Annotated in this window: 16 protein-coding genes; 9 read left to right on the top strand and 7 right to left on the bottom strand. The window is 70.4% G+C overall.

The genetic code is table 11. The annotated features are described in order from the left end of the window. Positions 1 to 10: 10 nt before the first annotated feature. The 5 genes from VFZ09_RS05180 to VFZ09_RS05200 form a co-directional block, all read right to left on the bottom strand. The gene (locus tag VFZ09_RS05180; RefSeq protein WP_329726357.1) at positions 11 to 1642 is read right to left on the bottom strand and encodes a metallophosphoesterase; all 1632 of its coding nucleotides are present in this window, start codon (positions 1640 to 1642) and stop codon (positions 11 to 13) included. Positions 1643 to 1790: 148 nt separating this feature from the next. After that, a complete protein-coding gene (locus VFZ09_RS05185; RefSeq protein WP_329726358.1) occupies positions 1791 to 2975 on the bottom strand; it encodes an SGNH/GDSL hydrolase family protein in 1185 nt (394 codons plus the stop codon). 114 nt (positions 2976 to 3089) lie between these two features. Then, a complete protein-coding gene (locus VFZ09_RS05190; protein ID WP_329726359.1) occupies positions 3090 to 4310 on the bottom strand; it encodes a glycosyltransferase family 4 protein in 1221 nt (406 codons plus the stop codon). Positions 4311 to 4386: 76 nt separating this feature from the next. Further along, complete coding sequence (locus VFZ09_RS05195; protein WP_329726360.1) at positions 4387 to 5907, bottom strand: lipopolysaccharide biosynthesis protein; 1521 nt, start codon at positions 5905 to 5907, stop codon at positions 4387 to 4389. Between the two features lies 1 nt (position 5908). Then, positions 5909 to 7246, bottom strand: coding sequence for an O-antigen ligase family protein (locus VFZ09_RS05200; protein ID WP_329726361.1), 1338 nt, complete (start codon positions 7244 to 7246; stop codon positions 5909 to 5911). 261 nt (positions 7247 to 7507) lie between these two features. Between VFZ09_RS05200 and VFZ09_RS05205 the strand changes: the two genes are divergently transcribed. The 9 genes from VFZ09_RS05205 (at position 7508) to VFZ09_RS05245 (ending at position 24671) form a co-directional block, all read left to right on the top strand. Further along, complete coding sequence (locus VFZ09_RS05205) at positions 7508 to 9004, top strand: right-handed parallel beta-helix repeat-containing protein (protein WP_329726362.1); 1497 nt, start codon at positions 7508 to 7510, stop codon at positions 9002 to 9004. A gap of 198 nt (positions 9005 to 9202) precedes the next feature. After that, positions 9203 to 10771: a right-handed parallel beta-helix repeat-containing protein gene (locus VFZ09_RS05210; protein ID WP_329726363.1), complete on the top strand. Its 1569-nt coding sequence runs from the start codon at positions 9203 to 9205 to the stop codon at positions 10769 to 10771. A 185-nt stretch (positions 10772 to 10956) separates the two neighbouring features. Then, entirely contained in the window at positions 10957 to 13569 is a 2613-nt protein-coding gene (locus VFZ09_RS05215) for a N,N-dimethylformamidase beta subunit family domain-containing protein (protein WP_329726364.1), read from the top strand. 137 nt (positions 13570 to 13706) lie between these two features. Then, positions 13707 to 14498 (top strand): hypothetical protein, encoded by a 792-nt coding sequence (locus VFZ09_RS05220; RefSeq protein WP_329726365.1) that lies wholly within the window; start codon positions 13707 to 13709, stop codon positions 14496 to 14498. 130 nt (positions 14499 to 14628) lie between these two features. Then, the gene (locus VFZ09_RS05225) at positions 14629 to 15534 is read left to right on the top strand and encodes a DUF2135 domain-containing protein (RefSeq protein ID WP_329726366.1); all 906 of its coding nucleotides are present in this window, start codon (positions 14629 to 14631) and stop codon (positions 15532 to 15534) included. A 15-nt stretch (positions 15535 to 15549) separates the two neighbouring features. Further along, positions 15550 to 16128 carry a DUF1175 family protein gene (locus tag VFZ09_RS05230; protein ID WP_329726367.1) on the top strand — a complete coding sequence of 193 codons (579 nt, stop codon included), beginning with the start codon at positions 15550 to 15552 and terminating at the stop codon, positions 16126 to 16128. Next, positions 16125 to 17735: a hypothetical protein gene (locus tag VFZ09_RS05235; protein ID WP_329726368.1), complete on the top strand. Its 1611-nt coding sequence runs from the start codon at positions 16125 to 16127 to the stop codon at positions 17733 to 17735. The genes VFZ09_RS05230 and VFZ09_RS05235 overlap by 4 nt, the downstream gene beginning before the upstream one ends. Then, positions 17732 to 22450, top strand: coding sequence for an MG2 domain-containing protein (locus VFZ09_RS05240; RefSeq protein ID WP_329726369.1), 4719 nt, complete (start codon positions 17732 to 17734; stop codon positions 22448 to 22450). The genes VFZ09_RS05235 and VFZ09_RS05240 overlap by 4 nt, the downstream gene beginning before the upstream one ends. A 7-nt stretch (positions 22451 to 22457) precedes the next feature. Further along, positions 22458 to 24671 carry a SpoIID/LytB domain-containing protein gene (locus tag VFZ09_RS05245; protein ID WP_329726370.1) on the top strand — a complete coding sequence of 738 codons (2214 nt, stop codon included), beginning with the start codon at positions 22458 to 22460 and terminating at the stop codon, positions 24669 to 24671. 508 nt (positions 24672 to 25179) lie between these two features. On the opposite strand, the gene VFZ09_RS05250 is transcribed toward VFZ09_RS05245, so the two are convergent. Continuing rightward, positions 25180 to 26652 carry a hypothetical protein gene (locus tag VFZ09_RS05250; RefSeq protein ID WP_329726371.1) on the bottom strand — a complete coding sequence of 491 codons (1473 nt, stop codon included), beginning with the start codon at positions 26650 to 26652 and terminating at the stop codon, positions 25180 to 25182. Beyond that, positions 26642 to 26869: a hypothetical protein gene (locus tag VFZ09_RS05255; RefSeq protein ID WP_329726372.1), complete on the bottom strand. Its 228-nt coding sequence runs from the start codon at positions 26867 to 26869 to the stop codon at positions 26642 to 26644. Before VFZ09_RS05255 ends, VFZ09_RS05250 begins: the two co-directional genes overlap by 11 nt. Between the last annotated feature and the right edge of the window lie 48 nt (positions 26870 to 26917).

A 26917-nucleotide genomic window follows, 5' to 3' on the forward strand; every position in this document is an offset into this window, starting at 1 on the left:
GTGGGGCTGCCTACTCGCGGCGGCGGCGCCGGGTGAGCACCCAGGCCAGCGGGGCCGCCAGCACGAGCCAGGCTCCCGCGCCAGTGGCCGAGCAACCCGCCTGGGGCGAGGGCTCCAACCCCAGGTCCGGCACGGCCTCGGAGGGGGCACCCGGCGTGGCGCCGGACGGCGGAGGCGTCTGCGTCCCGGGCTCCGTCCCAGGCGCGGGCTCACCGGCGGGGGGCTCACCCGCGGTGGCCTCCGCGGTGACCGTCAGGCTGTGGGTGAGCACCTGGCCGCCGGCGGTGGAGGTGAGGGTGACGGTATAGGAGCCGGGCCTGTCATAGACGTGGGAGACCGTCTCGCCCTCGGCCCTCTGCCCGTCCCCGAAGTCCCACTCGAGGGTGGCCCCCTCCTGGGAGGTCTGGGCGTTCAGCAGCACCTCGAGCGGATGGGAACCCCGGTTGAGTCCGGCGCTGAGCACCGGCTGCCGCGGGCGCGGGGCGAGCACCTTGGTGAGCCGGAAGGTGTCGAGCACCGCACCCGTCTGGCTCACCATCTGCCCCGTCAGCGTCCCATCCTCGATGGTGACATCGAGGTAGCCCGACGAGCGGTTGCTGCGCATGGCGCTCCAGCTCGGCTGTGTGGGGACAAAGGCCTTGGTGTGGGAGCCCGTGCCCACGACGAGGTAGGTGACGCCGCCGGCGGCCGCGGTGTTGCCCTTCATGGGGTGGGTGCGCTCGTAGGTATGGTCATGCCCGGTGAGCACCATGTCCACGCCATACTGCTCGAGCACGGGCGCGTACATCTCACGGAGCTTCACCTCGGAGCCGTGCTCCGCCGCGCTGGAATAGGGCGGGTGATGGAAGAAGACGATCTTCCAGGGCTGCCGGGTGGAAGCGAGATCCGAGATGAGCCAGGCCCGTTGCGCGGCCTGATCACAGCGGCCCTTGGCGACACCCAGCGCGAGCAGGCAGCTGCTGTCCAGGGAGATGACGTGCGCGGGGCCCCAGTCGAACGAGTAGTAGCGCTCGGTGCCGGCGGGGTTGTTGGACGGCAGATAGAAGTTGTCCACGTACGGCTGGGCCTTGTCCGTCAGGTACTCGTGGTTGCCGGGCGTGGTGTAGATGGGCACGGCGGCGAGGAGGGGCGCCAGGGGCTGGAAGAGCTTCGTCTGGTGCTCCGCGTCGGTGCCGTTGTCATAGGCCCCGTCCCCCAGGCCCAGGAAGAAATCGGGCTTGCGGTTGAGGATGGTGCGGCCAACGTTCACCTCGGACGTCGCGCCCGTGCCGAAGTCGCCCACGGCCGCGAAGCGCACGCGCCCCGAGCCGGGAGGGGTGGCGGTGGTGAAGCGCACGGGCTGCGTCGTCGCGCCGCAGGCCTCGACCGAATAGCTGTGCTCCGTGCCGGCCCGCAGTCCCTCCAGCTTCACCACATGAAGGCGCCCCGAGGTGGGTGCGGTGGCGATGCGGGAGGTGTCGGTGCCCTGGCCGAAGCGGACGCGGGGGACACAGTCCGTGTCCGTCCGGAAGGCGACCAGCGCGCTCGTGGGTGTCACGGATTGCAGGTAGGGAGTCCGGGTCAGCCGCGCGGCCTCGCTCACGCCTGCGAATGCCAGCAGGGCCGTCAAGGCCGCCAGCAGGGAAAGGCTTTTATGGGGCATGCAAAGCTCCAGGGTTCACGTTCTGATGAGTGAGCAGAACGCATCAACCCCGTTTTCATTCGCGGCCCCATTCCGGGCTCGCGATGATCGAGCCTTTCCCGCCCGGCCATCTCAGGGCTGGGCCCCCCGCTCGGTGGCGGCTGCCCGCTCAGGGGCCCGGGGTGCCGCTCCCAGCCGAGCCCTCCTGTGGCGGCACGCCATCGGCCCGCAGCGCCCGCACCACCTCATCGGCCATGACGCGGTGGCCGGCGGCATTGGGGTGGACGCCATCCTCATCCAGGCCGTCGATGAAACGGTGCACGCTGTCCGGCGCGTGCATCACCGCCTCGAAGTCGATGACATCCGGTTGCCGGTGGGTGCGTATCCAGGCGTTCATCGCCAACCGGCTCACCTTCACCGCCTCGTATGTGCCGCCGGCGGCGAGCTCCTTGGGCAGCAGGGTGCCGACCCAGGTGCGGCAGAAGGGTTTCAGCCGCTCCGTCAGCTCGGCCATCTGCGCCTGGAGCTCGCTGTCCGGAGCGCTCGTCAGATCATTGGTGCCCAGCAGGACGATGCAGTCGGTGATGCCCGTCAGCATGAGCACCTCTCCGTCGAGCAACCGCAGCGCATCGTAGAAGCCCTGGCCGGAGACACCGGCATTGACGATGGGCACCCCGAGCTGGGAACCGGCCCGGAAGGCCCAGGTGTCCCGGAGGTCATCGTGGCCGCCGATGTAGCCCTCGGTGATGCTGTCGCCCAGGGCGACGAAGGCCCGCGAGGGAGGACCCTCGACCTCCACGGTGGCCAGGCCCACGGGCACCGCCCAGGGCAGGCCCCCCAGCGGGCCCGGCGTGCTGGCCCACGAGCCCGGGCGCATGAAGCCGCCGGGGAGCAGCTCGATGGAGCTCGCGGCCAGCTGGCCCTCCACCTCGAAGGACACCGCCAGCTCGTCACCCAGGCGGATGGGGAAGGACACGGGTTCCGAGACCACGCGCGTCCTCGCCGTCACGGAGACACCGGGCGAGCCGGAGAACGTCACGGGCACCGGCTCCGAGGCCAGCGAGCCCTCGCCGCCGGCCCGGGCAAGGGTGACCCGCCGCAACACCAGGGCGCCGTCTCCCGAGCGGAAGGCGAGCCGCACCCGCTGACCCCCCCTGCTCACCGGCACGCGCAGGCGGAACGTGGTGGTACTGCTCACGGCGTGGGACCAGCGCAGCGCGAGGTGGAAGCCCGGTTGGAACACGGGGTGCTCCGGCGGCGGAGGCTCCGGCGGGGGTGGCTCCGGCTCCTGCCCGCTGCTCACGGGGGCCTCCTCGAGGCCCTCCGGGGGCAGGGTGGGGACGCATCGGGTCACGAGGAGTGTCCCCAGACACAGCAGCACCGCACTGATTCGCCCTGTTCCCATCCGCCGCGCCTCCCTCCCTGTCACGGAGCCCCTCGTCCGGACCCGGCCCGTTCGCCGCAGAGCTCAGCCCTGAGGGCTCACCGCATTGGCCGGTACCCCTTGCGTCCCCACCTGGGCCGGCACGCCGCTGACGCCGAACGCGGGCCGTACCGCGGCCTCGGGGACGGGGACGGGGCGCGGCCGCACCGGGACGCCCCTGCGCTCGGAGGCCACCTGCTCCATGCAGTCCACGTGCTCGCTGATGCAGCGCGAGAGCGTGAAGGCGCGCTCCACCTTGCGCCGGCCCTCGGCTCCGAGCCGCGCGCGCAGCGCCGGATCGAACGCCAGGGTGTCGATGGCCTTCGCGAGCGTGGCCGCATCGCCCTTCGGGACGAGCAGGCCATTCACCCCATCATCGATGATCTCCGGGATGCCGCCGCTGCGCGTCGCGATGACGCCGCACCCACTGACCATCCCCTCGGTGACGGCGAGCCCGAAGGCCTCTTCCAGGGTGGGCGTGTGCACGCACACCTCCGCGTCGCGCAGCAGCAGGTGCACGTCGTCGCGCATCCCGAGGAACTCCACCCGCTTCTCCAGCTTCAGCTCACGCACGAGCGCCTTGTAGGGCTCCTCCATCCGGCCATACCCCACCACGCGCAGCGTGCAGTCCTGGGCGCGCGTGAGCGTCATGGCCCGCAGCAGCACGTCGATGCCCTTCTCGGGGATGAGCTGCGACACGCAGATCATGCGCAGCGCGCCAGTCGGATTGGGTGTCTTCTCCGTCGTGAACCGGCTGGGGTCCACGCCATTGTGGATGACGCGCGTGCGCCGGGCCTCCAGGCCGAAGCGCTCGACGTCGCGCCCGCGCACGTACTCGGACACGCCGACCAGCTCGTTCACGCGGCGGAGCGTCACCTGATCGAGCGCCCGGGAGAGAAACCTGCGCAGCGGCGCCACGGGCGTGTGGATGTCCCCGCAGTGTTCCACGAAGACGAGCGGGGCGGGCCAGGCGGCGTAGCAACTGAACGCCACCTGCGAGCGCGGTGGCAGCATGTTCGCGTAGATGAGGTCGTAACTGGCGAGCCGCCGCGCGGCCGCCACGGGTGCCGCCCTGAGCGACTCGATGGAGCCGAAGCCGACGCCCAGCCGGTCCAACTCCTGCTGTAACACGGGGTGCACGGGCAGGAGGGTGAACAGGTCCAGCGTGTGGCCCCGGCGGAGCGCCTCGGCGCAGACTCCGAGGACCCACTGCTCCAATGACCCGAGCTTCTTGGGCGGGGTCCCGACGATGAATGCAATCCGCATGGCTTCGTGTCCTCCAACGGCTGACTGCTTCAGGTTGCGCGGGAGGCAGGCACCCGCGAGGAAGGTCTCGAGTGCTTCAGCGCCTGAGCGAGGCGAGCAGGGCGAGGGGCCGCAGCCCGAACACCTGGAGGAGCGGCACCAGGGCGCCGGTGAACAGGACGCCCGCGGCGGCGACGTGCAACAGCGCGCCTTCGCGTCCGCCCAGCGTCTCGAGCAGGGGGCCCAGCCGGGGGGTGGTGGCGAGCACCGCCCCCACGCAGAGCCCCGTGGCGCCGCACAGCCGGGCGAGCTCCTTCACGGGAAGCCAGTCGCGCAGCGCGGGCGGCGGCCCTCCAGCGGCGAGCGCGCGCGGCAACTGCCGCAAGAGCAGCGCCTTGCCCACCACCTCCGCCAGGAGCCAGGCCAGGATGCCGCCGAGCATCCCCAGCCAGGGCACCAGCACCGCGAGCAGCGGCACCGTGACGGCCGCCTTGCCCAGGTAGGAGAAGAAGATGGTGCGTGTCTGGCCGCGCGCGCGCAGCAGCCCGTCCATCGGCAGGCACGCGAGCATGATGCCCAGCACGCTCACCCGGAAGATGGGGACCGCGGCGTCGAACCTGGCGCCGAACAGCGCGCGCACCACCCACGGTGCGCTGAGGACGAGGAAGGCGCTCGCCGGGATGAAGACCATGGCGAGCTTGCGCGCGGCCTCCCGGAAGAGTCCGGCCGCCTGTTCGCCGAGCCCCTGCTTGTCCAACTGGCCCACGCGCACCATGAGGACTTCGCTCGTGGGCGAGTAGAGCAGATCCACCAGCGGCACCTGGAAGCAGCCCACCGCGTACACGGCGTAGAGCGCGGGCGTCACGCCCAGTGCGACGGCGTATTGGTGCGCGACCTGTTGGGGAATGCTGATCATCATCGCCGCGCCGAACGGCAGCGCGTAGGCGAGCTGCGCGCGCAGGCCGGTCCACGAGGGCCGCCCGCCCTCCGCCGAGAGCACCATCCAGAGCGTCACGCAGAAGCGCGTCAGGGTCAGGGCCGCGAGCGCCGCCAGGGCCCCCTTCATCCCCAAGCCCAGGAGGAACGGCACGACGAGCGCCACGCTCTTGAGCACCTCGTAGCTCACGTACACGAGCGCCGACGCCCGGGTGCGGCCCTGGCTGGTCAGGGTCGTCTCCAGCAGCCCGCCGGCCAGGGAGAAGAGGACGAAGAAGGCGAGCTCGCGGCGGAACAGCAGCAGTGCCGGGTTGGGGAACCGCTCCGCGGCGAAGGGGAGCGCCACCCAGAGGAGCACCGCCCCCACGAGCCCCATGGTCAGGTTGAAGAGCTGCGTCTGCAGGAGGACGGCCCGGGGCCCCTGGGCCCGCGGCACGAAGTAGTAGAGGCTCTGCGCCATCCCCAGCGGCAGGATGCTCAGGATCGGACCGCACAGCAGGAAGATCTGCTTGTAGGTGCCGTACTCCTCGAGCGACAGCGTGCGCGCGAGGTACAGCGGGGTGACCACGGTGATGACGGCCGCCGTCATGCGCGCGAGCACGAGCGGCAGGGCCTGTCGCGTGGCGCTCGTGCCGCGCTGCTGCCGCGTTGCCGCCTCCGCCGCTGTCCCCTCCGCCGCCATGTCACAGTCCTCCCCACGTGTCGCCCCGGGCGAGACGTCCGGGCTGGGGCGCTTCCCCTCCCGTAAGGGGCGCGTGGGGCTCGAGTGGCGCGGGGGAGCGCGCGCCCCCGCTGGACGTGCCCTCCACCGGCACCGGGGAGGCGCGGGCCAGCCGCTCCCCGCAGGAGGCCAGCGCGAAGAGCACGTAGAAGTGGACGGACACCAGGAAGCCCGCGAAGAGGCAGGACACCAGGTAGCCCACCACCGACGCCGTGAGCGCCCGGGCCTGCCAGCCCTGCTCCTTCTCCCGCGCGGCCTGCCACAGGGGCCCGAGCACCGCGCCGATGAAGGCCAGGAAGAGCCCCAGCCCCACGAATCCCAGGTCCGAGATGACCTGGAGGAAGACATTGTGCGCGGCGTACACCCGGCCGCTCGCGTTCTGGGGCCCATAGAGCTGCCACGCGAAGGGGAAGGTGCCCGCCCCCACGCCCAGCAGCGGGTGCTCCAGGCTCACCCGCGAGGCCACCGTCCAGGCCTCCACGCGGCTCATCGCCGAGGCATCCTGCTCATAGGTGGACACCGTGCGGGTCCGCTCCCAGAAGCTCCGCGGAGAGAGCACCAGCATGGCCGCGGCCACGCCCACGACGAGGAGCGTGCGGCCCAGGCGGCGCTCCAACACCAGCCATGTCGCCGCGGAAGCCACGAGCCCCAGGAAGCCGCCGCGCGAGTAGCTCAACACCATGGCGGTGATGGCCATCGCGGCGGCCACGCCACAGGCCAGGCGCACCACCCACAGGGTCTGCCGCCGGACGAAGAAGGCCACCGCCAGGGGAACCACGATGCCCACGCTCATCGCCATGCGGTTGGGATCCGCGTACACGCCCAGCCACCGCGCGCGGTAGCCCTCCACCATGTCCACCCCCGCGTGGTGCCAGGCGATGACCCCGCGGGAGGTGACGAGCGAGGACAGGATGAGGGCGAGCAGGGCCCACCGCAGGCGCCGCTCCGTCGTCACGAGGTTGACGACCGTCAAATAGACGAGCACCCACTTGAGGAGCTCCACCGCCGTGGAGCGCGTGACGTCCGGGTACAGCGACCAGCGCACGGAGACGAAGACCAGGCCACAGAAGCACATGAGGAGCACGCCCCGCTGGCCATCCGCCCACAGCGGCTGCCTGCGCCCCACGCGTCCCAGGAGGAACAGGCCCGTGGCCACGGCCGACGTCAGCAGCGCCGGCCGCCACTGCGCGGCCCCGGGAATCCACTCACCCGGGCTGAGATAGATGCAGACCAGGAACGCGAGCAGGAATCCGAATGCCCAGCGGTCCCGGCCCTCTCTCGGCTTGCGTCCCATGCTCATCCCCCCACGCCCATCCACCGAGCCAAGGCCTGCTCGTTTCCGCGGTGACCCCAGGGTGCGCACCTGGGGGCGTGGGGACCATTGCCTCCCAGCGCACCATCTGGAGGGCAATGAAGCATCGGCTGCTGGATGAGACCCCGGGCCCGCGGGGCATGCCAGCCAGCGGCCACTCCCCCCGCTCCTGGGCCTTCACCCGCCGGAATCAACCGCGTCCGCGCGGTGTCCCAGACCACTCACTCTTTCCCACGAGGGATTGTCCCCATGCGCATTGCATCCACCCTGTCCCCTCTGCTCGCCGCCGCGCTGCTGGCCTCCGCGTGTGGAGGAGGAGCCGCCCCGGGAACGAGCGGCGCGATCGGCTCGGACGCCATCCAGCCAGACGGGCCCCCGGGCGTTCCCACCTCCTCCTCGAGCGCCGGGCCCACGGCTCCGATCGTCCCAGCCCACCCCGTACGCGAGTGGGTGGTGAGCACCACGGGCAACGACGCGGCGGCGGGTACGGCCGCGGCCCCGCTGCGCACCATCTCCCGGGCCGTCTCCCTGGCCGGGCCGGGCGAGCTCATCCGCGTGCGCGCCGGCACCTACGCCGAGCGCGTCCTCCTCATGGGCTCCGTCCGCGATGGCACCGCCTCGGCTCCCATCACCCTGCTGGGCGAGGGCAAGCCCCGCATCGTCCTGGGCTCCCAGTCCGGCGCCCTCATGGTGGTGGGGCGCAGCCATTGGACCATCCGGGGCTTCGACATCGACGTCGAGAACCGTCCGGCCATCGGGGTGGCGTTCTCCGGCAACGTCCAGGGCACGCTGCTCGCCGACTCGGAGATCCACCATGCGAAGTATGGCGCGGGGGTGAGCTTCCACGATGGAGCCAATGGCGCCACGCTCGAGAACAATGACATCCACCACCACGTCCTCGCGGGCCAGGACTCCCACGGAGTGATGATCCAGCCCACGGCGCGCAACATCACCGTGCGCAACAATGTCATCCACGACAACTCGGGGGACTCCATCCAGTGCTACAGCGAGGATGGAAGGATGCCCAGCGCGCCAGCGGATGGCATCCTCATCGAGGGCAATGACCTGTACGGCAACTTCGAGCAGGGGCTGGACATCAAGACGTGCTCCAACGTCACCGTGCGCCGCAACAAGATGCACCACTCCCAGGGTAACGGCGCCATGGTGGTGCACATGTCGGCGAAGAACATCCTCATCGAGGAGAATGACTTCTACGAGTCGGGGCTGGCCATCGGCGTGGGCGGCAACCGCTACGGGCCGCCGCCCTCGGGCATCGTCATCCGCCGCAACCTCATCCGGGACATGAGCACGGCCCGGGGGGCGGGGGGCGGGCTGCAGCTGGCCAACTCCCAGGGGACGCAGGTGTACAACAACACCTTCACCCGGCTGCAGACGGCGGCGCTCGTCCTCGGCAGCGGGGATGGCGGCCCGACGCAGGACCTGGTGGTGAAGAACAACATCATCGACGCGGCCTCCGCGGTGAGCCTGGGCGGCCAGGCACCGGGGCTGAAGATGGACTCCAACCTCTACCAGCCGGGCGCCACCTTCCGGAGCGGAGGCTCCAGCTGGACTCTGTCCCAATGGCAGGCCCAGGGTTTCGACGGCCACTCGCTCGAGGGCAATGCCCAGCTCGACTCCACCACGCTGGCGCCCGGGCCGTTGGCCGTGGATGCCGGAGAGCGCGTGGAGCTCGGCCCCACGTGCGGTAGGGGGCCGGACATCGGCGCCGTGGAAACGGACTGTTGATACGGCCTTTCGGGCAGCGAGCTTCCTGACAACAGCTCGAGTCCTTGATGGGGGTGCGGGGAAGGCACCCTCCTTGGGTTTCAAAGGAATAGGTGGGGGGGTCCCCCTGTCGAGAGCACCGCACGAAACAGAAAGGTGTTCTCAATGAAACAGTTCAGCAAGTCCTCCCTATTTGCCGCTGCTCTTGTGTCCTGTCTGGTGACTGCCTGTGGAGCGCCCGCCGGGCGGGACGATGGAGCCCAGGAATTCATCGACGGCCCGGCCACGGAAGTTCCCCCTCCCATCGACTCGTCCGGCGCTCCCGATCCACGGACGGGCGAGCTGCCCACGGATGAGCCCCAGGCCGGCGAAGTGCCCTCCGAGCCCTCGCAGGGCCAGATTCCCGCCGGCCAGGATGGGAACACGGGGTCCTCCCCGTTGCCCAGCACCCCTTCTGCTCCTCCCGTCACCCCTGCCGCGTACAAGCGCGAGTGGGTGGTGAGCACCACGGGCAAGGACACGTCGGCCGGTACGGCCGCGGCCCCGCTGCGCACCATCTCCCGGGCCATCACCCTGGCCGGGCCGGGCGAGCTCATCCGCGTACGCGCCGGCACCTACGCCGAGCGCGTCCTCCTCATGGGCTCCGTCCGCGATGGCACCGCCTCGGCTCCCATCACCCTGCTGGGCGAGGGCAAGCCCCGCATCGTCCTGGGCTCCCAGTCCGGTGCCCTCATGGTGGTGACGCGCAGCCATTGGATCATCCGGGGCTTCAACATCGACGTCGAGAACCGTCCGGCGCTCGGGGTGGCGTTCTCAGGCAATGTCCAGGGCACGCTGCTCGCCGACTCGGAGATCCACCACGCGAAGTATGGCGCGGGGGTGAGCTTCCACAATGGAGCCAATGGCGCCACGCTCGAGAACAATGACATCCACCACCACGTCCTCGCGGGCGAGGACTCCCACGGGGTGATGATCCAGCCCACGGCGCGCAACATCACCGTGCGCAACAATGTCATCCACGACAACTCGGGGGACTCCATCCAGTGCTACAGCGAGGATGGAAGTATGCCCAGCGCGCCAGCGGATGGCATCCTCATCGAGGGCAATGACCTGTACGGCAACTTCGAGCAGGGGCTGGACATCAAGACGTGCACCAACGTCACCGTGCGCCGCAACAAGATGCACCACTCCAAGGGCAACGGCGCCATGGTGGTGCACATGTCGGCGAAGAACATCCTCATCGAGGAGAATGACTTCTACGAATCGGGTCTGGCCATCGGCGTGGGCGGCAACCGCTACGGTCCGCTGCCCTCGGGCATCGTCATCCGCCGCAACCTCATCCGGGACATGAGCACGGCCCGGGGGACGGGGGGCGGGCTGCAGCTGGCCAACTCCCAGGGGACGCAGGTGTACAACAACACCTTCACCCGGCTGCAGACGGCGGCGCTCATCCTCGGCAGCGGGGATGGCGGCCCGACGCAGGACCTGGTGGTGAAGAACAACATCATCGACGCGGCCTCCGCGGTGAAGCTGGGCAGCCAGGCGCCGGGGCTGAAGATGAGCTCCAACCTCTACCGGCCGGGCGCTACCTTCCTGAAGGGCGGCTCCGCCTTGAAGCTGGCGCAGTGGCGCGGCCAGGGCTTCGACGGCAACTCGCTCGAGGGCAATGCCCAGCTCGACCCCACCACGCTGGTGCCCGGGCCGTTGGCCGTGGACCGGGGTGAGAACCTGGGTCTCAAGTTCTGCGGGGCCGGGCCGGACATCGGCGCCGTGGAGACGGGCTGCTAGTCCCCGCTGAAACGGCGGTTCCCCGCTGAAATCGGGCACCCGCTCCCCACGAAGGGGGGCGGGTGCTCGTTCATCACATGACGCTCTCCTCGTCCTGGCGGCGGTGATTCCTCGTGGGGCATACGGCCCTACCCTCTTCCCCGCCTGCTGGGCTTCGAGTCCCAGCTCCCAACGAGGAGAGCGGTATGCACGCGGAGCGTGGTGGAGTCTTCAGGGGAGGGGTGTTGCTGTTGGCCGCGCTGCTCTGGTGGGGATGCCGTGACACTCCCACCCGCCCGAAGTCGGAGGAGCCGCGCCCCGAGACCCCTGGAGGGGAGTGCACTTCCAACTGCAACCCGCCCCCGCAGCCGCTCGATCGCCAGCCGCGGCCCAACCCCATCCTGGCGGAGAACCAGCTCCCGGGAGATCCCCAGTGGCAGAGTGGATTCGCCGCCGACGAGGGGGAGCTCGAGTTCTACACCTCCACCGAGTCCGTGGAAGCGGGCGAGAGCCTCGGCGTCAAGGTCTCCACCCCCACGGAGCGCACCCTCACGGCCACGCTGTACCGGATGGGATATTACGGGGGGGCCAAGGCTCGAAAGGTGTGGAGTGGGGGACCCTGGCGGACGGGGGCGCAGGCGGCGTGCCCGCGCGACGTGGCGAGCGGGCGCATCGAATGTGATTGGAAGGACACCTTCTCCATTCCCATCGATTCCTCGTGGGTCTCCGGCCTCTACGTGCTGAAGCTCACCCGGGAGGATGGGGGCATGCGGTACACGCCCTTCGTCATCCGCGACAAGCGCGCGGCGGAGCTCCTCTACACGCCGAACTTCACCACCTATCAGGCGTACAACACCTGGGGTGGCACGAGCCTCTACTACGATGCCTCCGGGACGACACCGTTTGGCCGTGCACGCGAGGTGTCCTTCAACCGCCCCTACAATGCCGGCAACGGCGCCGGGAAGACGTTCTTCCTCGAGCTCGGCTTCATCCAGCTCCTGGAGCAGCATGGCTATGACGTGACGTATGGGACGCAGCTCGACTTCTTGCGCTTCTCCAACTTCCTGGAGGGGATTGGCGCCTTCATCGGCGCGGCCCAGGACGAGTACTGGCCGGAGCAGGAGAGGGATCAGCTGGACGCCGCGCTCGCGGGCGGGAAGATGAGCCTGGCCTACTTCGGCGGGAATGGCGGGTACTGGCGCGTCCGCTTCCAGCCAGACTCGAAGGGACGTCCGCTGCGCAACATGGCCTGCTACAAGAACGAGCAGAAGCTGGACCCGCAGCCGGGCACCACGGTGCGCTTCCGGGATCCCCCCAACGAGCGCCCGGAGAGCCAGCTCTTCGGGGTGATGTACGAGGGCTGGCAGATCGTCATGTTCCCCCTGGTGGTGGCGGACGACGCGCACTGGCTCTTCGAGGGGACGGGGCTGCGGCGGGGGACGCCGCTGACAGGGCTCGTGGGGTATGAGTACGACAGGCATTTCCCCGAGCTGCCGGGCGCGCCCTCGGGGCTCAACGTCAGCATGAAGAGCCCGGTGGTGAGCGCGGAGGGCGTCCCGTCCTACAGCACGACGGTGGATCGCACCCTGCCCTCGGGGCGGCTGGTCTTCTCCGCGGGCACCATCTACTGGGGGCTCGCCATGAGCCCGGATCCGGAGCTGAGGGATGCCCGCGTCGAGCGCATGACGCTCAACGTACTCGAGCGGGCGCTCGCCCACCGGCGCCCCCCGCGCACGCTGCCCGCGGTGACGGGGCCGGGGCCCGTGAGCTACCCACCGGCCGGCCAGTGGGCCCGAAGCGTGGAGGCCTTCGCCGGGCAGGCCGGTGCACCGGGATTCCAGGATGGCCCCGCGGCGCAGGCCCGCTTCCAGGCGCCCACCGGGCTGGCGGTCACCCCGGCGGGGGAGGTGGTGGTGGCTGACACCGGGAACCATCGCATCCGGCTCATCCAGGCGGATGCGGCACACACGGTCATCACGCTGGCGGGCAACGGGCAGCCCGGCTTCCGGGATGGCCCTGGGGAGCAGGCCATGTTCCGTTCTCCCACGTCGGTGGCGGTGGGGCCGGCGGGGGAGATCTACGTGGCGGACTCCGACAACCACGTCATCCGCCAGCTCCAGCGTGGCGCCACCGGCTGGACGGTGAGCACCGTGGCGGGGCGGGCCTCGCAGGGAGGCTTCGCCGACGGCGCGGGCTCGCAGGCGAAGTTCTTCCGGCCGCTGGCGCTCGCCACGGACGCGGCGGGCAACCTCTACATCGTGGACGAGATGAACAACCGGCTGCGGATGCTCCGCGCCGGCACGCAGGAGGTGGTGACGCTCGCCGGCAGTGGTGGCGCGGGCAGGCAGGACTCGGCGCTGGGCAAGGAGGCCAGCTTCTTCTATCCCACGGCGTTGGCGGCCGGGGAGGACGTCCTGTACATGCTGGATGCGGCCAGCCAGCTGGTGCGCCGCATCTCCCTGAAGCCCCCCTACGCGGTGGACACCCTTGCCGGCAGACAGCGCGGAGGGGTGTTTGGCTTCGCGGATGGCGCGGGGAGCGACGCCCGGTTCCGCGCGCAGCTGGGCATGACGGTGGCCGCCGACGGGGGCGTGGTGGTGGCGGATTCGGGGAACTTCCGCATCCGCAAGCTGCTGCCCGGCGCCCAGGCCAACTCCTGGCGGGTCGTCACCCTCGCCGGCTCGGGCCTGGCGGGGACGCGGCTCGGTCCAGGTGACGTGGCGGAGCTCGCCGCTCCCACGGGGCTCGCCACCGGTGCCGGCGGGCGCATCTACGTGAGCGACTCGTACAACCACGCCATCCGGGTCATCCTCCCGTAGCAGCCACTCGCGAGGGCATGCGGCCTCGGGAGGGCCCGGCCGGGAGCGGGGCCATGAGCCCTCGGGCTGGCGGCGTCTCTCCCGCTCGTGGACAGGCGGGTGCGCGCTGGACAATCTCTCCGGGAAGGAGGCGCGTCATGCCATCATACTCCGAGTTCTCCATGTACATCGCCGCGCATGAGGACGACTGGCAACTCTTCATGGGAGTCAATGCCTACAACGACATCCACAACTCTTCTGGGAAGGTGCTCTTCATCTTCACCACCGCGGGGGATGCGACTAGCGGAAACACCTACTACCAGGCCCGGGAGAACGGCGCCCGGAGCTCCATCAAGTTCGCGGCGGACGCGGCGTCTTCATCGCCCGCCACGCCGGTGTCCGGCACCCGGACCTTCAACGGCCGGAGCATCGCCTACTGGCAGTACAAGAACACGGTCAGCTACTTCCTGCGCCTGCCGGATGGCTTCCCGGATGGCAGCCGCACGGGCAGCCTGCAGCAACTCTACGAGCGGAGGGTGCCGAGGACCACGGCGCTCGACGGTTCGGCTACCTACGAGGGCTGGCAATCCCTGGTCACGACGCTGGATCAACTCATCCGTTTCGAGCTCGGCGGCATCTCCGTCCTCTGGCTCAACACGGCGGACACGGACAGGGCGAGGAATCCGAACGATCACTCGGATCACTACCACTCCACCCTGGCGGCCCAGCAGGCCGTGGCCTCCCTGCGCTGCAACATGGCCCTGTACGTCGACTATGCCTCCTCGGGGATGACGCCCAACGTCTCCACCGCCGAGCTCATCGACAAGTCCGGGACGCTCGCGGCGTACACCAAGGTGATGGATGACGCGGGCTTCACGGACAGGGACTCGTGGGATGACGGGCACGTCGCGTGGTTGAGCAGGAACTACTTCCGCACCGTCACCGTGTGAGCCGCCTCGGGAACTCCGTCCTCGCGGAGGGTCGGGAGAGCCCCCGTGCCAGGGGCTCTCGCTGCTTGAATGCAGCGGCCACATGACGCAGGCTGTCCGCCGCTCTTCCCTTCGACAGGACCTGCCCGCGATGCTGTCCGTACTCCTGGCCGTGCTGCTCTCCCAGGCTCCGACCACGCCCTCCCGTCAGCAGGGCGTTCCCATCGGCCAGGGCAAGACGCTGCCCACCGTGCGCCTCACCGCCCCCTCCGGCGGCTGGACCGTGGACCGCATGCTGCTCGTCGAGGGCACCGTCAGCGACACCACCATCGACCCGGTGGTCATCTCCATCAACGGCGACCGCTACCTGATGCGCACCTTCAGCGGGCGCTTCAAGCGCAAGTTCCCCGCCGCCAGCGGCAAGAACGTCGTCACCCTCATGGCCACCAATCAGGCCGGCACCGCGCGCGCCCAGGCCACCAGCTACGCGCAGATTCCCCCCGTGCCGCTCAAGGCCATCCTCACCAGCGACACCCAGGGCGTCTACACGGACCTCCACATCTACGAGCCCACCCAGGACAGCGTCTCCACCCCCAAGGCGGGCGAGGGCCCGGTGCTCGACTTGAAGAAGATGGCCCACGTCTACTGGGCCGACACCGACAGCCCCAGCGGCGGCACCTTCTACCTCAACGAGCAGGGCGGCTCCTTCGACGATCCCGCCTACGGGCCCTACCTCTACGTCCACCGCGCGCCCCCCAAGGGCCTCTACCTCATCGCCACCAACTACTGGCCTGGCGGAGACAAGGCCCACACCGTGGCCACCCTCAACGTCGTCCTCTACGAGGGCACTCCCCAGGAGCTGCGCCGCATGGTGCGCATCCCGCTCGCCACCCCCGGCACCACGCGCGTGCTCGCCTGGATCAACGTGCTCGGCGACGGCAAGGCCGAGGTGTACGTGCCCTCGCAGGACCCCGCTCCCAAGGGCCCCGCGTGGCCTCGCAACCTGGACGCGGCCGTCAAGACGCTCACCAGTGGCGGCGTGGACTCGGAAGGCTGAGGCTCCCGGCTCGCCATGAGTGCGCTGTTCCTGCTCCTGACGCTCGCGGCCACGCCCGCTCCCGCCGAGGCCCTCGAGACGCTGCTGCGGCGCGAGGTGGCCCAGGTGGCGCTCGCCCAGGTGCGCCGCATGGACCCGGCCTGGCACCCCGACCAGCGCGACTGCGCCGGCCTGGTGCGCTTCGCCTTCCGGGGCGCGTACCGGCGCTTCCGCCCCGAGCGGCTCGCCTCGCCCCTGTGGCTCGACGACAAGGGCCGGCCCGGTGACTTCGCCGATGCCGAGACGCTGCTGGCGCACAGCTTCGTGCCGCTCGGCCGCGACGAGGCCACGCGCGAGTCGCTGCGCACCGGCGACCTCTTGGCCTTCCGCCAGGAGCGCGATGCCGGCCCCCTCTTCCACCTGATGCTCGTGGTGCGCCCCGAGGACAAGGCGCACGCCCCCACGCGCATCGTCTACCACCCGGGCGACAAGGGGGCCGCGGTGCGCACCGGCGTCCTCCAGTCGCTCGTCACCGAGGCTCCGCTGGAGTGGCGCCCGGTGCCCCAGAACACCGCCTTCCTCGGCTTCTTCCGCTTCAAGGAGTGGATGCGATGAACCCTCCCTCTCCCGCGCCGGGTGCACCGCCCCCGGCCCCCTCGGGTCCTCCCAAGGCCCTCCTCGTGGGCATCGGCGTCGCCGTGCTCGTCGTGGTGGCCGTGGCCGCCTTCTTCATCGGCCGTGGCACCTCGGGGGGTCCGGCGAAGGGGCCGGATGGCCAGGTCTCCTCCGGGCCCTCGGGCACGTCCGGCTCCGGCCAGGGCTCGGTGCTGCAGGCCCTGCCTCCCGCGCCCGGCAAGCCGGGACAGATGCAGGTGCCCACCGAGCCCGTGCGTCCGGCCTTCTGGGTGGACGTCTATGCGCCGGGCAAGGTGCGTGAAGCGCTCGCGGGCAACGCGTGGGTGAAGGAGCAGATCCAGAAGCCGCTCGGCAAGGGCTTCGTGGGCGGGTGGGCCGCGTTCCTCGACACCCGGGGCGAGGACCTGGGGGGCGGCTTCCAGGGCGCCGTGTTCGACGTCATGGCCGGACAGCTCCTGGCCGCGCCGTTCCGCATGGTGTGGTTCTCCGGGGAGAACCGCGCGGGCACGCCCGCCCTCATCGTCCCCGAGCCGGGCAACGCCACCATGGCGGCCTTCGACTCGATGAGCCAGGTGGTGCGCCGCAACGAACTGGTGGCCGCGGCGTGTCCGGGCGGGGAGGGCGAGGCGCCCTCGGAGGGCTTCACGTTGCAGCGCTGGCTCATCGCCGAGCAGTCGCTGTGGGCCGCGCGCACGGACGACAAGCTGGTGTTCGGCCGGCACCCGGCGGTGGTGCTCCAGGGCCTGTGCGAGGGGCACCTGGACCTCGAGGCGCCCCAGGGCGTGGACGTGGAGCTGGGCTTCGCTCCCGAGCCGCTCGGCCGCGAGGCGCAGCTGCTCACGCACATCATGGGCGTGGCCAACGGCATCCGGCTGCAGTTCGCCGTGGACGGCAAGCGGCTCGTGGGCCGGGGCATCTCCGGGCCCGTGGCGGACGAGCCCCGGCTGGACAGCGCGCCGCTCTCGGACGAGCTGCTGAAGCTCATCCCCGAGGAGACGCCGGTGCTGCTCGCGCTCCAGCTCAAGCTGCCCGAGCAGTTGGACAAGGACACGCTCAAGGCCTTCTGGTCCGGCAAGGGCGCCGCGGTGCCGCTGCGCACGCGTCAGGTGGCGATGGTGTGGACGCCTCGGGGAGATTCCTCGCTGCCCACCGAGGTGGCGCTGCTGTGGGGCCGGCCCGAGGACGCGGCCGCGCTGGGGCAGCTCTTCTCCGGGCCCAACACGATGGAGTCCGCCACGCTGTGCGGACACCACGTGCTGGCCTCCACGCCGGACGTGCTCGCGCGGCTGCGCAAGGCGTGCGAGGGAAAGGGGCCCAACCTGCTCAACGCGGCGGCGCCGGTGGTGCAGGGGCTGCGCGCGCCGGGCTCGGTGTCCTTCGGCGTCAACACCGGGCGGCTGCTCGGCATGTTGATGGCGGATGGGTACTGGTCGCAGGTGACGCAGGCGGATTCGAGCAAGCCGCGGCCGAGCGCGGCCCCTCCGGAGATCGAGGCGGCGCGGCGTGAGCTGGAGACGCTGCCCTACGTGGGGCTGCGCGGCACGGTGGATGGCAACAGGCTGGTTCCGGGAGGGTTTGGTTCATGAGGTACTCCGCTCGCATCGCGGTGCTGGCCGCGCTGGTGTGCGCTGGCGTGGCGGCGGCCAGGCCGCTCTACATCACCGTTCCCCGTGCCTACGGCAGCAGTGAGCCCGTGGCCGTGGATGTGGCCTTCGAGAACAAGGGGCCCGTGGAGCTGCGGGTGCTCAAGCCCGCGGACACGGACGCCTTCATCCGCGCGCAGGGGGACCTCCGGCGCGCCTGGCAGGCTCCGCCCACCACGGCGAACCCCGGCAACGCGCTCAGCCGCGGCCTCAACGCGGCGCACTCGCCGGGCTCGTTCCTGCTGTTCGCTCTGAACGAGGACTTCCGCAAGGCCGTGGCGCCGGGCCTGCCCGCGCGTCCGCCTCCGCCGCCGGGCCGTCCGCTCGCCCGCGTGTCCGAGGGTGCCGAGAAGCTCGTGGGCGTGCCCGCCGGTTTCTCCGTGGTGCGCAGCCAGTGGTTGAACCTGGACCTCGGCGGCTCCGAGCGCGAGTTCAGCGTCCCGGGCTTCGACACCTCGTACTACAGCGGTGGCTTCGAGGAGCGCCGCGTGACGCTCCCGCCGCTGCCGGTGGGCACGTACATCCTCCAGCTCGTCCAGGGCCGCGTGGAGGGACAGGTGGTGCTCGTCGTCACGGATCTCACCGTGCAGCTCAAGCAGACGGACGGGCAGGTGCTGGTGCGTGTGGCGGGGAGGGATCAGAAGCCGCGCGCCGGTGCGCAGGTGCAGGTGTATCTGGGCTCGGGCAAGGGGCCCGCGGGCACCACGGACGACAAGGGCGAGGTGACGCTGGCCGTGCAGGAGCCGCGCCTCATCGCCACGGCGACGGCGGGTGGGGACACGGCCATCGTGGACACGGACTTCTACTCGTCGCTGGCGGTGGCGCCGGACGTGTTCATCTACAGCGATCGGCCCATCTACAAGCCGGGCGATGAGGTGAGGTTCCGCGGCCTGGTGCGCCAGCCGGACAGCTTCCTCGCGCGCCTCTTCACGCCGCGCCGGCGCGACGTGGCGGTGAAGCTCGTGTCGGCCGAGGGCCGCGAGATTCGCACGAGCGCGAAGGTGGACGAGTTCGGCGGCTTCAACGGCACGCTGAAGGTACCGGCGGACCTGGGCACGGGCGTGCTGCGCGTGATGGCCGAGCTGGACACGCAGCCGTACCAGGGCGAGGCGCGCGTGCAGGACTACGTGAAGCCCACCTTCTACCTGGAGCTGCAGCCGGAGAAGGAGACGGTGGTGCCGGGCGAGACGCTGCGGGCCACCGTGAGGGCGCGGCGGTACGCGGGTGGAGTGCCTCCGGGAGCGAAGTACGAGGTGTTCCTCTACCGCTCGCTGCTGGATGCGCCGGCCTGGGTGGATGACGCGGGGCTGGGCGGGCAGGGGAGCGCGGTGACGTACGGGAGCGCCTCGACGTCGGAGGGCCGGTTGAGCGTCCCGGAGCGCCTGTTCTCCACGGTGGCCGAGCGCGGCGCGGAAGAGGACCCGTGGGCGAGCGCCGCGACGTTCGACGCCAACGGTGATGGGCAGATCGAGATCGCGGTGCCCGCGCTCAAGCCGGGCGAGGAGCGGCTGCCGTACCGCTACACGCTCACCGTGCGCGCGCGGGATGATCAACAGACGTTCGCCAACGCGAGCGCCGCCTTCTTCCTCTCGAAGGTGGAGGTGCTGGGCAGCACGCGCTACTCGGCGGCGGTGGTGAAGAAGGGCACCGAGGCCACGCTGGGCATCCGCGCCACCACGCTCTCCGGCAAGCCCTACGGCGCCACGCCGGGCGAGGTGGAGTTCGTGCTGCGCAAGGCGGATGGCGGCGAGAAGAGCCTCGGCAAGAAGGGCTTCACCACGGCGGCGGATGGCACGTACCGCGAGAAGGTGCCCACCTCGGACGCGGGCGCGGTGGTGGCGCGCGTCACGGTGAAGGACAAGGGCGGCGAGGCCTGGACGGGGGAGGATCAGCTGCTCGTCATTGGCGAGGCCTCGGAGCCGGTGGCGCAGGTGCCCAACCTGACGCTGGCGTCGCTCTCGGGGACGCTGGAGCCGGGAGACACGGCGCAGCTCGTGGCGCTGCTGCCGGACAGCTGGGGCCCGGGGGGCTCGGACGAGGGCCCGGTGTGGGTGACGCTCACGGGCTCGGGGGTGTACGGCACGCAGCTGGTGCAGCAGAAGGGCCGCACGCTGGTGCACGCCTTCGAGGTGGAGAAGCGCTTCGGCAGCGCGGTGTATGCCTCGGTGGCGTACCCGACGGCCTCGGGCCGCTGGGAGGAGCGCACGGTGGGCTTCCGTGTCATCCCCTCGGAGCGGACGCTCTCCGTCTCGTTGCAGCCCCGGCGGGCCGAGGCCACGCCGCTCACCGAGCAGGTCATCGACGTGCGGGTGGTGGACCACGAGGGCCAGGGCGTGGTGGCGCAGCTGTCGGTGGGCGTGGTGGACAAGGCCGTCTACGCCATCCAGAACGAGTTCCGCCCGAAGGTGCTGGACTTCTTCTACCCGGTGGGCCGCAACAACGTGGCCACCTTCTTCTCGGCCGAGTTCCAGGGCTACGGCTATGGCGAGGCCCTGGCGCGGAAGATGGCGGGGCTGCCGGACCATGCCTTCGCCTCCATCAAGCCGCCCACGCGGCAGGCGAAGGACCTGGATCGGGACACGGCGTACTGGAGCCCCACGGTGGTCACGGACCGGGACGGGCGGGCGACGCTGCGCTTCAAGCTGCCGTCCAACCAGACGCTGTGGGTGGTGACGGGCGTGGCGGCGGACACCGCGGGCCGCTTCGGCGAGTCCACGGCCGAGTTCGCCACGCGCGGAGGGCTCAACCTGTACGCCGCGCTGCCGCAGTTCCTCCGCCAGGGCGATGAGGCCCTCGCGTCGGTGCGCCTGTCCGCAGGCGAGCTGTCCAAGGGCAGCCAGTTGCTGGACGTGCGGCTCGCGGCGGCGGGGGTGCTCGAGTCCTCCGAGGCGACGCAGAAGGTGGAGCTGGGCCAGGGCGGCGAGCAGGTGCTGCCCATCACGCTGAAGACGAAGGGCCCGGGCTTGGCCGAGCTGGCGGTGGAGGTGACGGGAGGCAAGGAGCCGCTGCGAGACAGGCGCACGGTGGCGGTGCGGCCGGCGGTGCTGGAGGAGCCGGTGAAGGTGTCTCAGTGGGGCGGCGGCTCGCTGGCCCTGCCCGCGGCGCGGAGCGCGACGCTGTCCGAGGTGCAGCTGGTGTTGCAGCCCTCGCTGGTGGACGCGGCGCTGTCCAACGTGCGCGAGCTGCTCACGTACCCGTACGGGTGCCTGGAGCAGCTGGTGTCCACCACGGTGCCCAACGTGGCGCTGTACCAGACGTTGAAGAAGGCGGGCGCGCTGGAGTCGCTCGACACGGACAGCCAGTCGCTGCTGGCCGAGGCGCGCAGCCGCTCGGTGCAGGGGACGGCGCGCATCCTGGAGATGTCCGTGCGCGGGGGCGGCTTCACCTGGTTCAGCGGCTACAGCACGCCGGATGTGCCCATGACGCTCATCGCCCTGGACGGGCTGGCGTACGCGGTGGAGGCGGGGCTGGTGGACCGGAATGATCCGCGCATCACCGAGAGCATGCGCTGGCTGGAGGCCCAGGAGGGGCTGCCCTTCGAGTGGGACGCCACGCGGGCCTGGGTGCTGGCGCGGCTGGACGGGGAGCGGCAGGCGGCCCGGGTGCGCGCGCTGGTGCAGGCCGCGCAGCCGGGAGACCTGTACCCGCTGGCGCTGGCGGTGCTGGCCGCGGAGAAGTCGGGCGTGATGAAGGAGCCCGCGTTGAAGGACCGCATCGACGAGCTGGTGGCCCGGAGCAACGAGGGCTTCGTCTCGCTGGCGAACCTGCCCGCGCCGAGCGAGGCCCTGTGGCGCTATCCGCTGCGCCGGGTGGGCCTCACCGCCGTGCTCGGGCACGCGGCGTCCTTCGGGAAGATGGACGTGGACAAGGCGCGCCGGAGGCTGCTGGAGGCGCTGACGGAGCCGGGGCTGTCCACGTTCGACCGGAGCACGGCGCTGCTGCACTCGATGTGGCTGATCGAGCGCGACGCGAAGGAGTTCCGCAAGCTGGCGCCGCCGGAGGTGAAGGGAGCGAAGGGCCCGGTGCGCTTCACGCCACGAGGCATGGGGCTGGTGGCGACGCTGGAGCCGGGGACGCGCTCGGTGGACGTGGCGGACTTCGCGGGCGTGGCGACGCTGCGGGCCACGGCGGCCACGCCACTGGCGGAGGTGAAGCCGGTGGCCGAGGGCATGAGCCTCCAGCGCGCCTACTACGTGCTGCGCGAGGGCGGGCGGGTGAAGCTCGAGCCGGGCGTCAGCGTCAGCCAGGGCGAAGAGGTGTACGTGGAGCTGACGCTGGATGCGCGCGGTGAGAACCGGAACCGCTCGGCGTACTACGTGGTGGAGGACGCGGTGCCGGCGGGCTTCGTGCCGCTGGTGGAGGACAAGGAGTTCCGCGGTCCGCCGCACGCGCTGCCGTTGGCGCCCGAGGCCCTCAAGCGCCGCTCGCTGAGCCCCGAGCGGGCCACGTTCTTCTTCGAGGAGCCGGCGTGGTGGAGCGACAGTCCGCGCACGGTGGGGTACGTGATGCGGGCGCAGTTCGCGGGCACGTTCTCCGCGCCGCCGGCCTTCATCGAGGACATGTACGTGACGAGCATCCGCGGACGCACGGGAGCGGACGTGCTGAAGGTGGCGCCGTCGCAGAGCAGCACGGGCGACGTGGGCCCGGGCGGGTGGTGAAGCGGTGATGGGGTGGGCCGCCGTGACGGTCGCCGTGCTGGCGGCCACCCCTGTCTTCCTCACGAGGGGAGACGTGACGCCCGAGGCGGAGCTGCGCGCCGAGGCCGAGTCCACGTGGAAGGCGCTGGAGGCGCGCTACGTGGCCGAGGCCGGGGGCACTCCGGGTCGGGCGCCGGTGAACATCTGGCTGCGCCGGGGCGAGGGGATGTTGCCCTCGCGCAACGGGCAGGGGCGGCCGGGAATGGTGGAGCTGCGGCAGGGCACGCCCGGGGTGCTGGACGAGCGGTTGCGCGTGGCGCTGCGGCACGAGCTGGCGCACCAACTGCTGTGGTGGGCGTGCCCGGCCTCGGCGGAGGACCGGCTGTTCCACGAGGCCTTCGCGCTGGCGGTGAGCGGAGAGCTGGCCGAGTGGCGGGAGGCGCCCTACCAGTCGCTGGCGAGCGCCTCGGCGGAGCTGGCGCGCAACCCGGACGTGGACACGCCGCGAGCCCGGCGGGCCCTGGCGCGCGTGCTGAACGAGGACACGGGCTTTCCGAAGGCCCTGACGCGCCGGTTGCGGCAATGCCAGGACGGGGCCCGCTGGGCGGTGCCGCTGTCGGTGGACGAGCTGGCCGGGGTGGCGGTGCAGGCAGCGGCCTCGGCCACGGTGGTGCTCAGCCGCCACTCGGGAGAGCTGCTGTTCTCCGAGGGGGACATCCGTACGGCGATGCCCTTCGGCTCGACGCTGAAGCCCTTCGTTGTGGCTGGGAGCGCGGCACCGCCGCCGGTGCTGTCTCCGCGAGCGGAGGTACCCGAGTGGGTGTGCGGCGAGCGGCTGCCCGGGAAGGTGGATGCGAAGACGGCGCTGGTGCGCTCGTGTAACGGGTACTTCCTGGACTGGGAGGGGCAGGGGAGCGCGCCGAGGGCCTTCGGTCCCTGGGGCGCGGTGCTGACCGCGGTGGGCCTGTCGGGCGAGCCCCTGGACATGGCGGACGCCATCGGACTGCGCGCGACGCTGCGCCTCTCTCCGTGGGGGCTGGCCCAGGCGTACCGGCTGCTGGCCGAAGCGCGGCCGGATCTGATGGAGGTGCTCGCGGGCAGCGCGGCACGTGGGACGCTGTCCGAGCTGCCGGCATCGAAGGCCTACGCGGGCGTGGCGGCGAAGACGGGGACGGTGCGGGACGCGCGGAGCCGGCCGCTGCTCGGGTGGATCGTCGCGGTGGACGAGGACCTGGTGGCGGTGGTGGCGCGGCCGGGGAAGATGCCGCGCGCCTTCGCGGACGAGGTGCCCGAGGTACTGGCGAAGGTGCGCAAGAAGCGGAGCGGGCTGGAGGCCGCGCGGGTGCAGGTGCTGGGACTGGTGCAGCCGGAAGTCATCGAGGCCCGGTGCCAGGGCGCCGGTTTCTTCCTGGAGCAGGGCACGCCGAGAGCGGTCCCCGAGGGCTTCACGAAGCTGGAGCCGCTCGCGGCGAAGGGGGCGGCGGTGTGCCTCGGGAGCCCGTGGCGCGTGCGTTTCCCGGACGCGCCCACCGGCCGCGACTACGCTGGTATCTTCACGAAATCTCCGCCGCCGCCCTACAAGCCGCCCGCTGGAGTGCCCATCAACCCGAATGCCCTCAAGGCGCGGAGGGGCTCGGACTTCCTGTTCCGCACCACACGGCTGCAATACACGGCGGGAGTGGTGGCAGCGGAGGACGCATCGTTGAAGGGCGAGGCGAGGGTGGCACTGGCGCGAGTGGTGGCGCACAACGAGCGATACGCCCACAGCCGCCACCCGAGCCGGCCGGTCTGCGACACCACGCACTGCCAGACGTTCCTCGGGACCGTGCGCGTGCAGCCGGAGGAGGAGCGAGCGCTCGCGGCACAGCCTTTGCGTTGGCGCGAGTGGCTGCCGTTCTCACAAGGAGGCCAGGAGCCGTGGAGTGAGACACGTCCACGCGGGCAGGTGGAATCGCTCCTGGGCCAGGGAGTGACGGCGGTGCGCTTCGCGGAAGGACGCGTGCACTACCTGCGCACGGGACGGGAGGGGGGCGCGATGTTCGACGTCGCTGAATCGCAGCCGTGCGAGCTTCTGCGTTCCGCGCTGAAGCTCCCCGCCTGTCCGCGCACCGCGCACTTCGGAGACAGGGAGGTCTATTTCGAGGGACGGGGCCAGGGTCACGGAGAGGGGCTCGACGTGGAGGCAGCGAAGGCGAGCGGCCTCGATGCCGGGCGAATCCTCGAGCGCGCCTACGCCAGGTGAGGCAACCCGTTCGGCGGGCGAGCCACGGAACCGGGGCAGGCTCACAGGCCGTTTTCATCCCTCGTGGAGACAACGTTTGAGACTCTGAATAGAGTACAAGAGATCCTCTCGGACAGGGTCGTTTATAGGAAGCTCATTTCCGGGTTGGGCAAAGAATGTCTCAGCGCTCTGTAGAATGGATTTGCAGAGTTCTGTGGACCCGGCTTCGCTAAGTTCTGTCGTTCCGCAACGAACTGAGAGATGCCCACGCTTGGACTTCTTGAACCAAACGGAGAAAGAGGAGTCCGCTCCGACGAACTTGTACTCAGACTGAGCTCCGTTCAATAGCGTCTCCAATCCATAGAGAAGTTCCTTGATGGCGACGGCCAGCATCATTGCCTGATCTGGGGTCTTCCCACGCGACGTGCAGGTTCCTTTTTCTCCCGTGAAAGTCATGTGACCAAGATCAAATCCTGATCGCTCTGAGGTCATCTGCTCGTCGACCCATTCACACTGGAATGCGACCATTTCATCCGCCTCCCTTGATAGGAAACATGGTGATGACCCGATTCGCATCATCCGAGTCCACCACAACTTGAACCAGCTCTCTCCTCCCATTGATTTTTATCTTCATCTGGAAGGATTGGATACGGTCGCCGGGCCGTGAGATGCGAGTTCCATGTTCGACAATCTCCTCGGCTGCCTTCGCCAGTTGCTGGCGGGTTGTTCCCGGCGCAAAGAGATCACCCGGGCCCTTCGGGTGATTGCCTGAAATGTGCCTGGCCTCAATATGCTGCCAGCCCTCCTTCAAATTTCCATCCTCAATCCGGGGGGGCGTTCTCTGGGGTGACCTCGAGTTCTTCGCCGAGGTCTCGCCGACTTTCTGGAGGATGATGGCCGTCCCCGGCCCACCCCGCAGAACAGTGGCCACCTTGCCGACGGGCACCACCACGCGTTCCACCATCAGCAGGCCCTCGGCCGAGAGGGACAGCACCGGCACGGTGGCCTCCAGCCCGCCCAACGTCCGCGTCAACGTGCTGGTGGTGCCCCCAGCCGTGCCAAACGTGACAATGAGATTGGTCAGCAGCTTGGATGTCGCCTTCACCTGCTCGCCTCGAGTCATGTACCGGAAACGCTCGAGGTACTCGGGCGAGGAGGCGATGAGGGCCGCGACTCCCGCCGGGAGGTGTCGCAGCGAAGCGATGCTGTCCGACGGGTGGGAGAGCAGTTGGCCCATGGCGTGGTACAGATCGACGAAAGCCTCCTCCGCGCCATCCAGCGAGCGGCCGATGTAGTCGGCGTCGTCGTACACCTCGGCCAGCCCGGGTCCTTCCATGTCGGGGCGCAGTTGCGCATCCGCCTGCCGGAAGACCCACCCGCTGGCGGTGTAGAAGCGGCCCAGCTCGAAGGAGCCAGCGCGAAAGGCTTCCTCCTTCCACTCCACCGGCCCCACCTTCTGCTGCGTGCGTCCGTTGAGCGTCCAGGCCAGGTAGCCATCCGGCCGCAGCACGGCCACGCTCTTGAAGCGCTCCACGCGGCGCAGCAGCTTCTCGCGGGAGACATCCCCTTCCTCCAGCACCTCACGCAGCAGGTGACAGACGGCCATTCGTGGCGGGAACGAGCCTGGCGTCACGGGCTTGTTCATCAGCACCGTCAGCACCCGGGCCGCCTCCTGGGGCGTGAGGGGCACGCCTCGCGGGGGTAAGTCGTTGAAGTTGTCCAGACCCGAGAGCAGCAGCAGTTCCTCGAAGGCGTCCACCCGCACCGCACCGCTGGCCACCGCGCGCACGGCCATCTCCGCCGGGCTCACCATGGCCACCTCCGTGCCCCGAGTGTGGTCACCCCGCAGCTCACCTGCCAATGAGGGGCCGTGCACACCAAGGGGGGTGTTCTCCAGGAATGCGCCGCGCCCCACGGGAGATGTCACCGTGGCGCAGCCCGTGGCCAGCAGGACGCCGCAAAATAGCAAGGCCGCCCGGTTGCGCGCCGTCTCAGCGGGCATGGTCCACTCCCAGGTTCACGGAAGCGAAGGCGCCCGGGCCCGGCCCTTCCGCCCCGCCGCCCGGTAACAGCACCAGTCCGGAGGCCTCCACGCGCGTGAGGTAGTGCCATCTCCCCGCCAGTGAGGCAGGGAGCGGTGGCTTCATCGCACCGGCAGGCGGGTCATCAGGCCGTTCCGCCTGGGAGGGCAGCAGCAACACCAGCAGTGTTGGCGTCATGAGGGCCTCCGGTGGAGACATCCCATGATACGCACTTGGAAGACGCGC

This window comes from Archangium sp., from assembly GCF_036277355.1.
Lineage (GTDB): Bacteria > Myxococcota > Myxococcia > Myxococcales > Myxococcaceae > Archangium.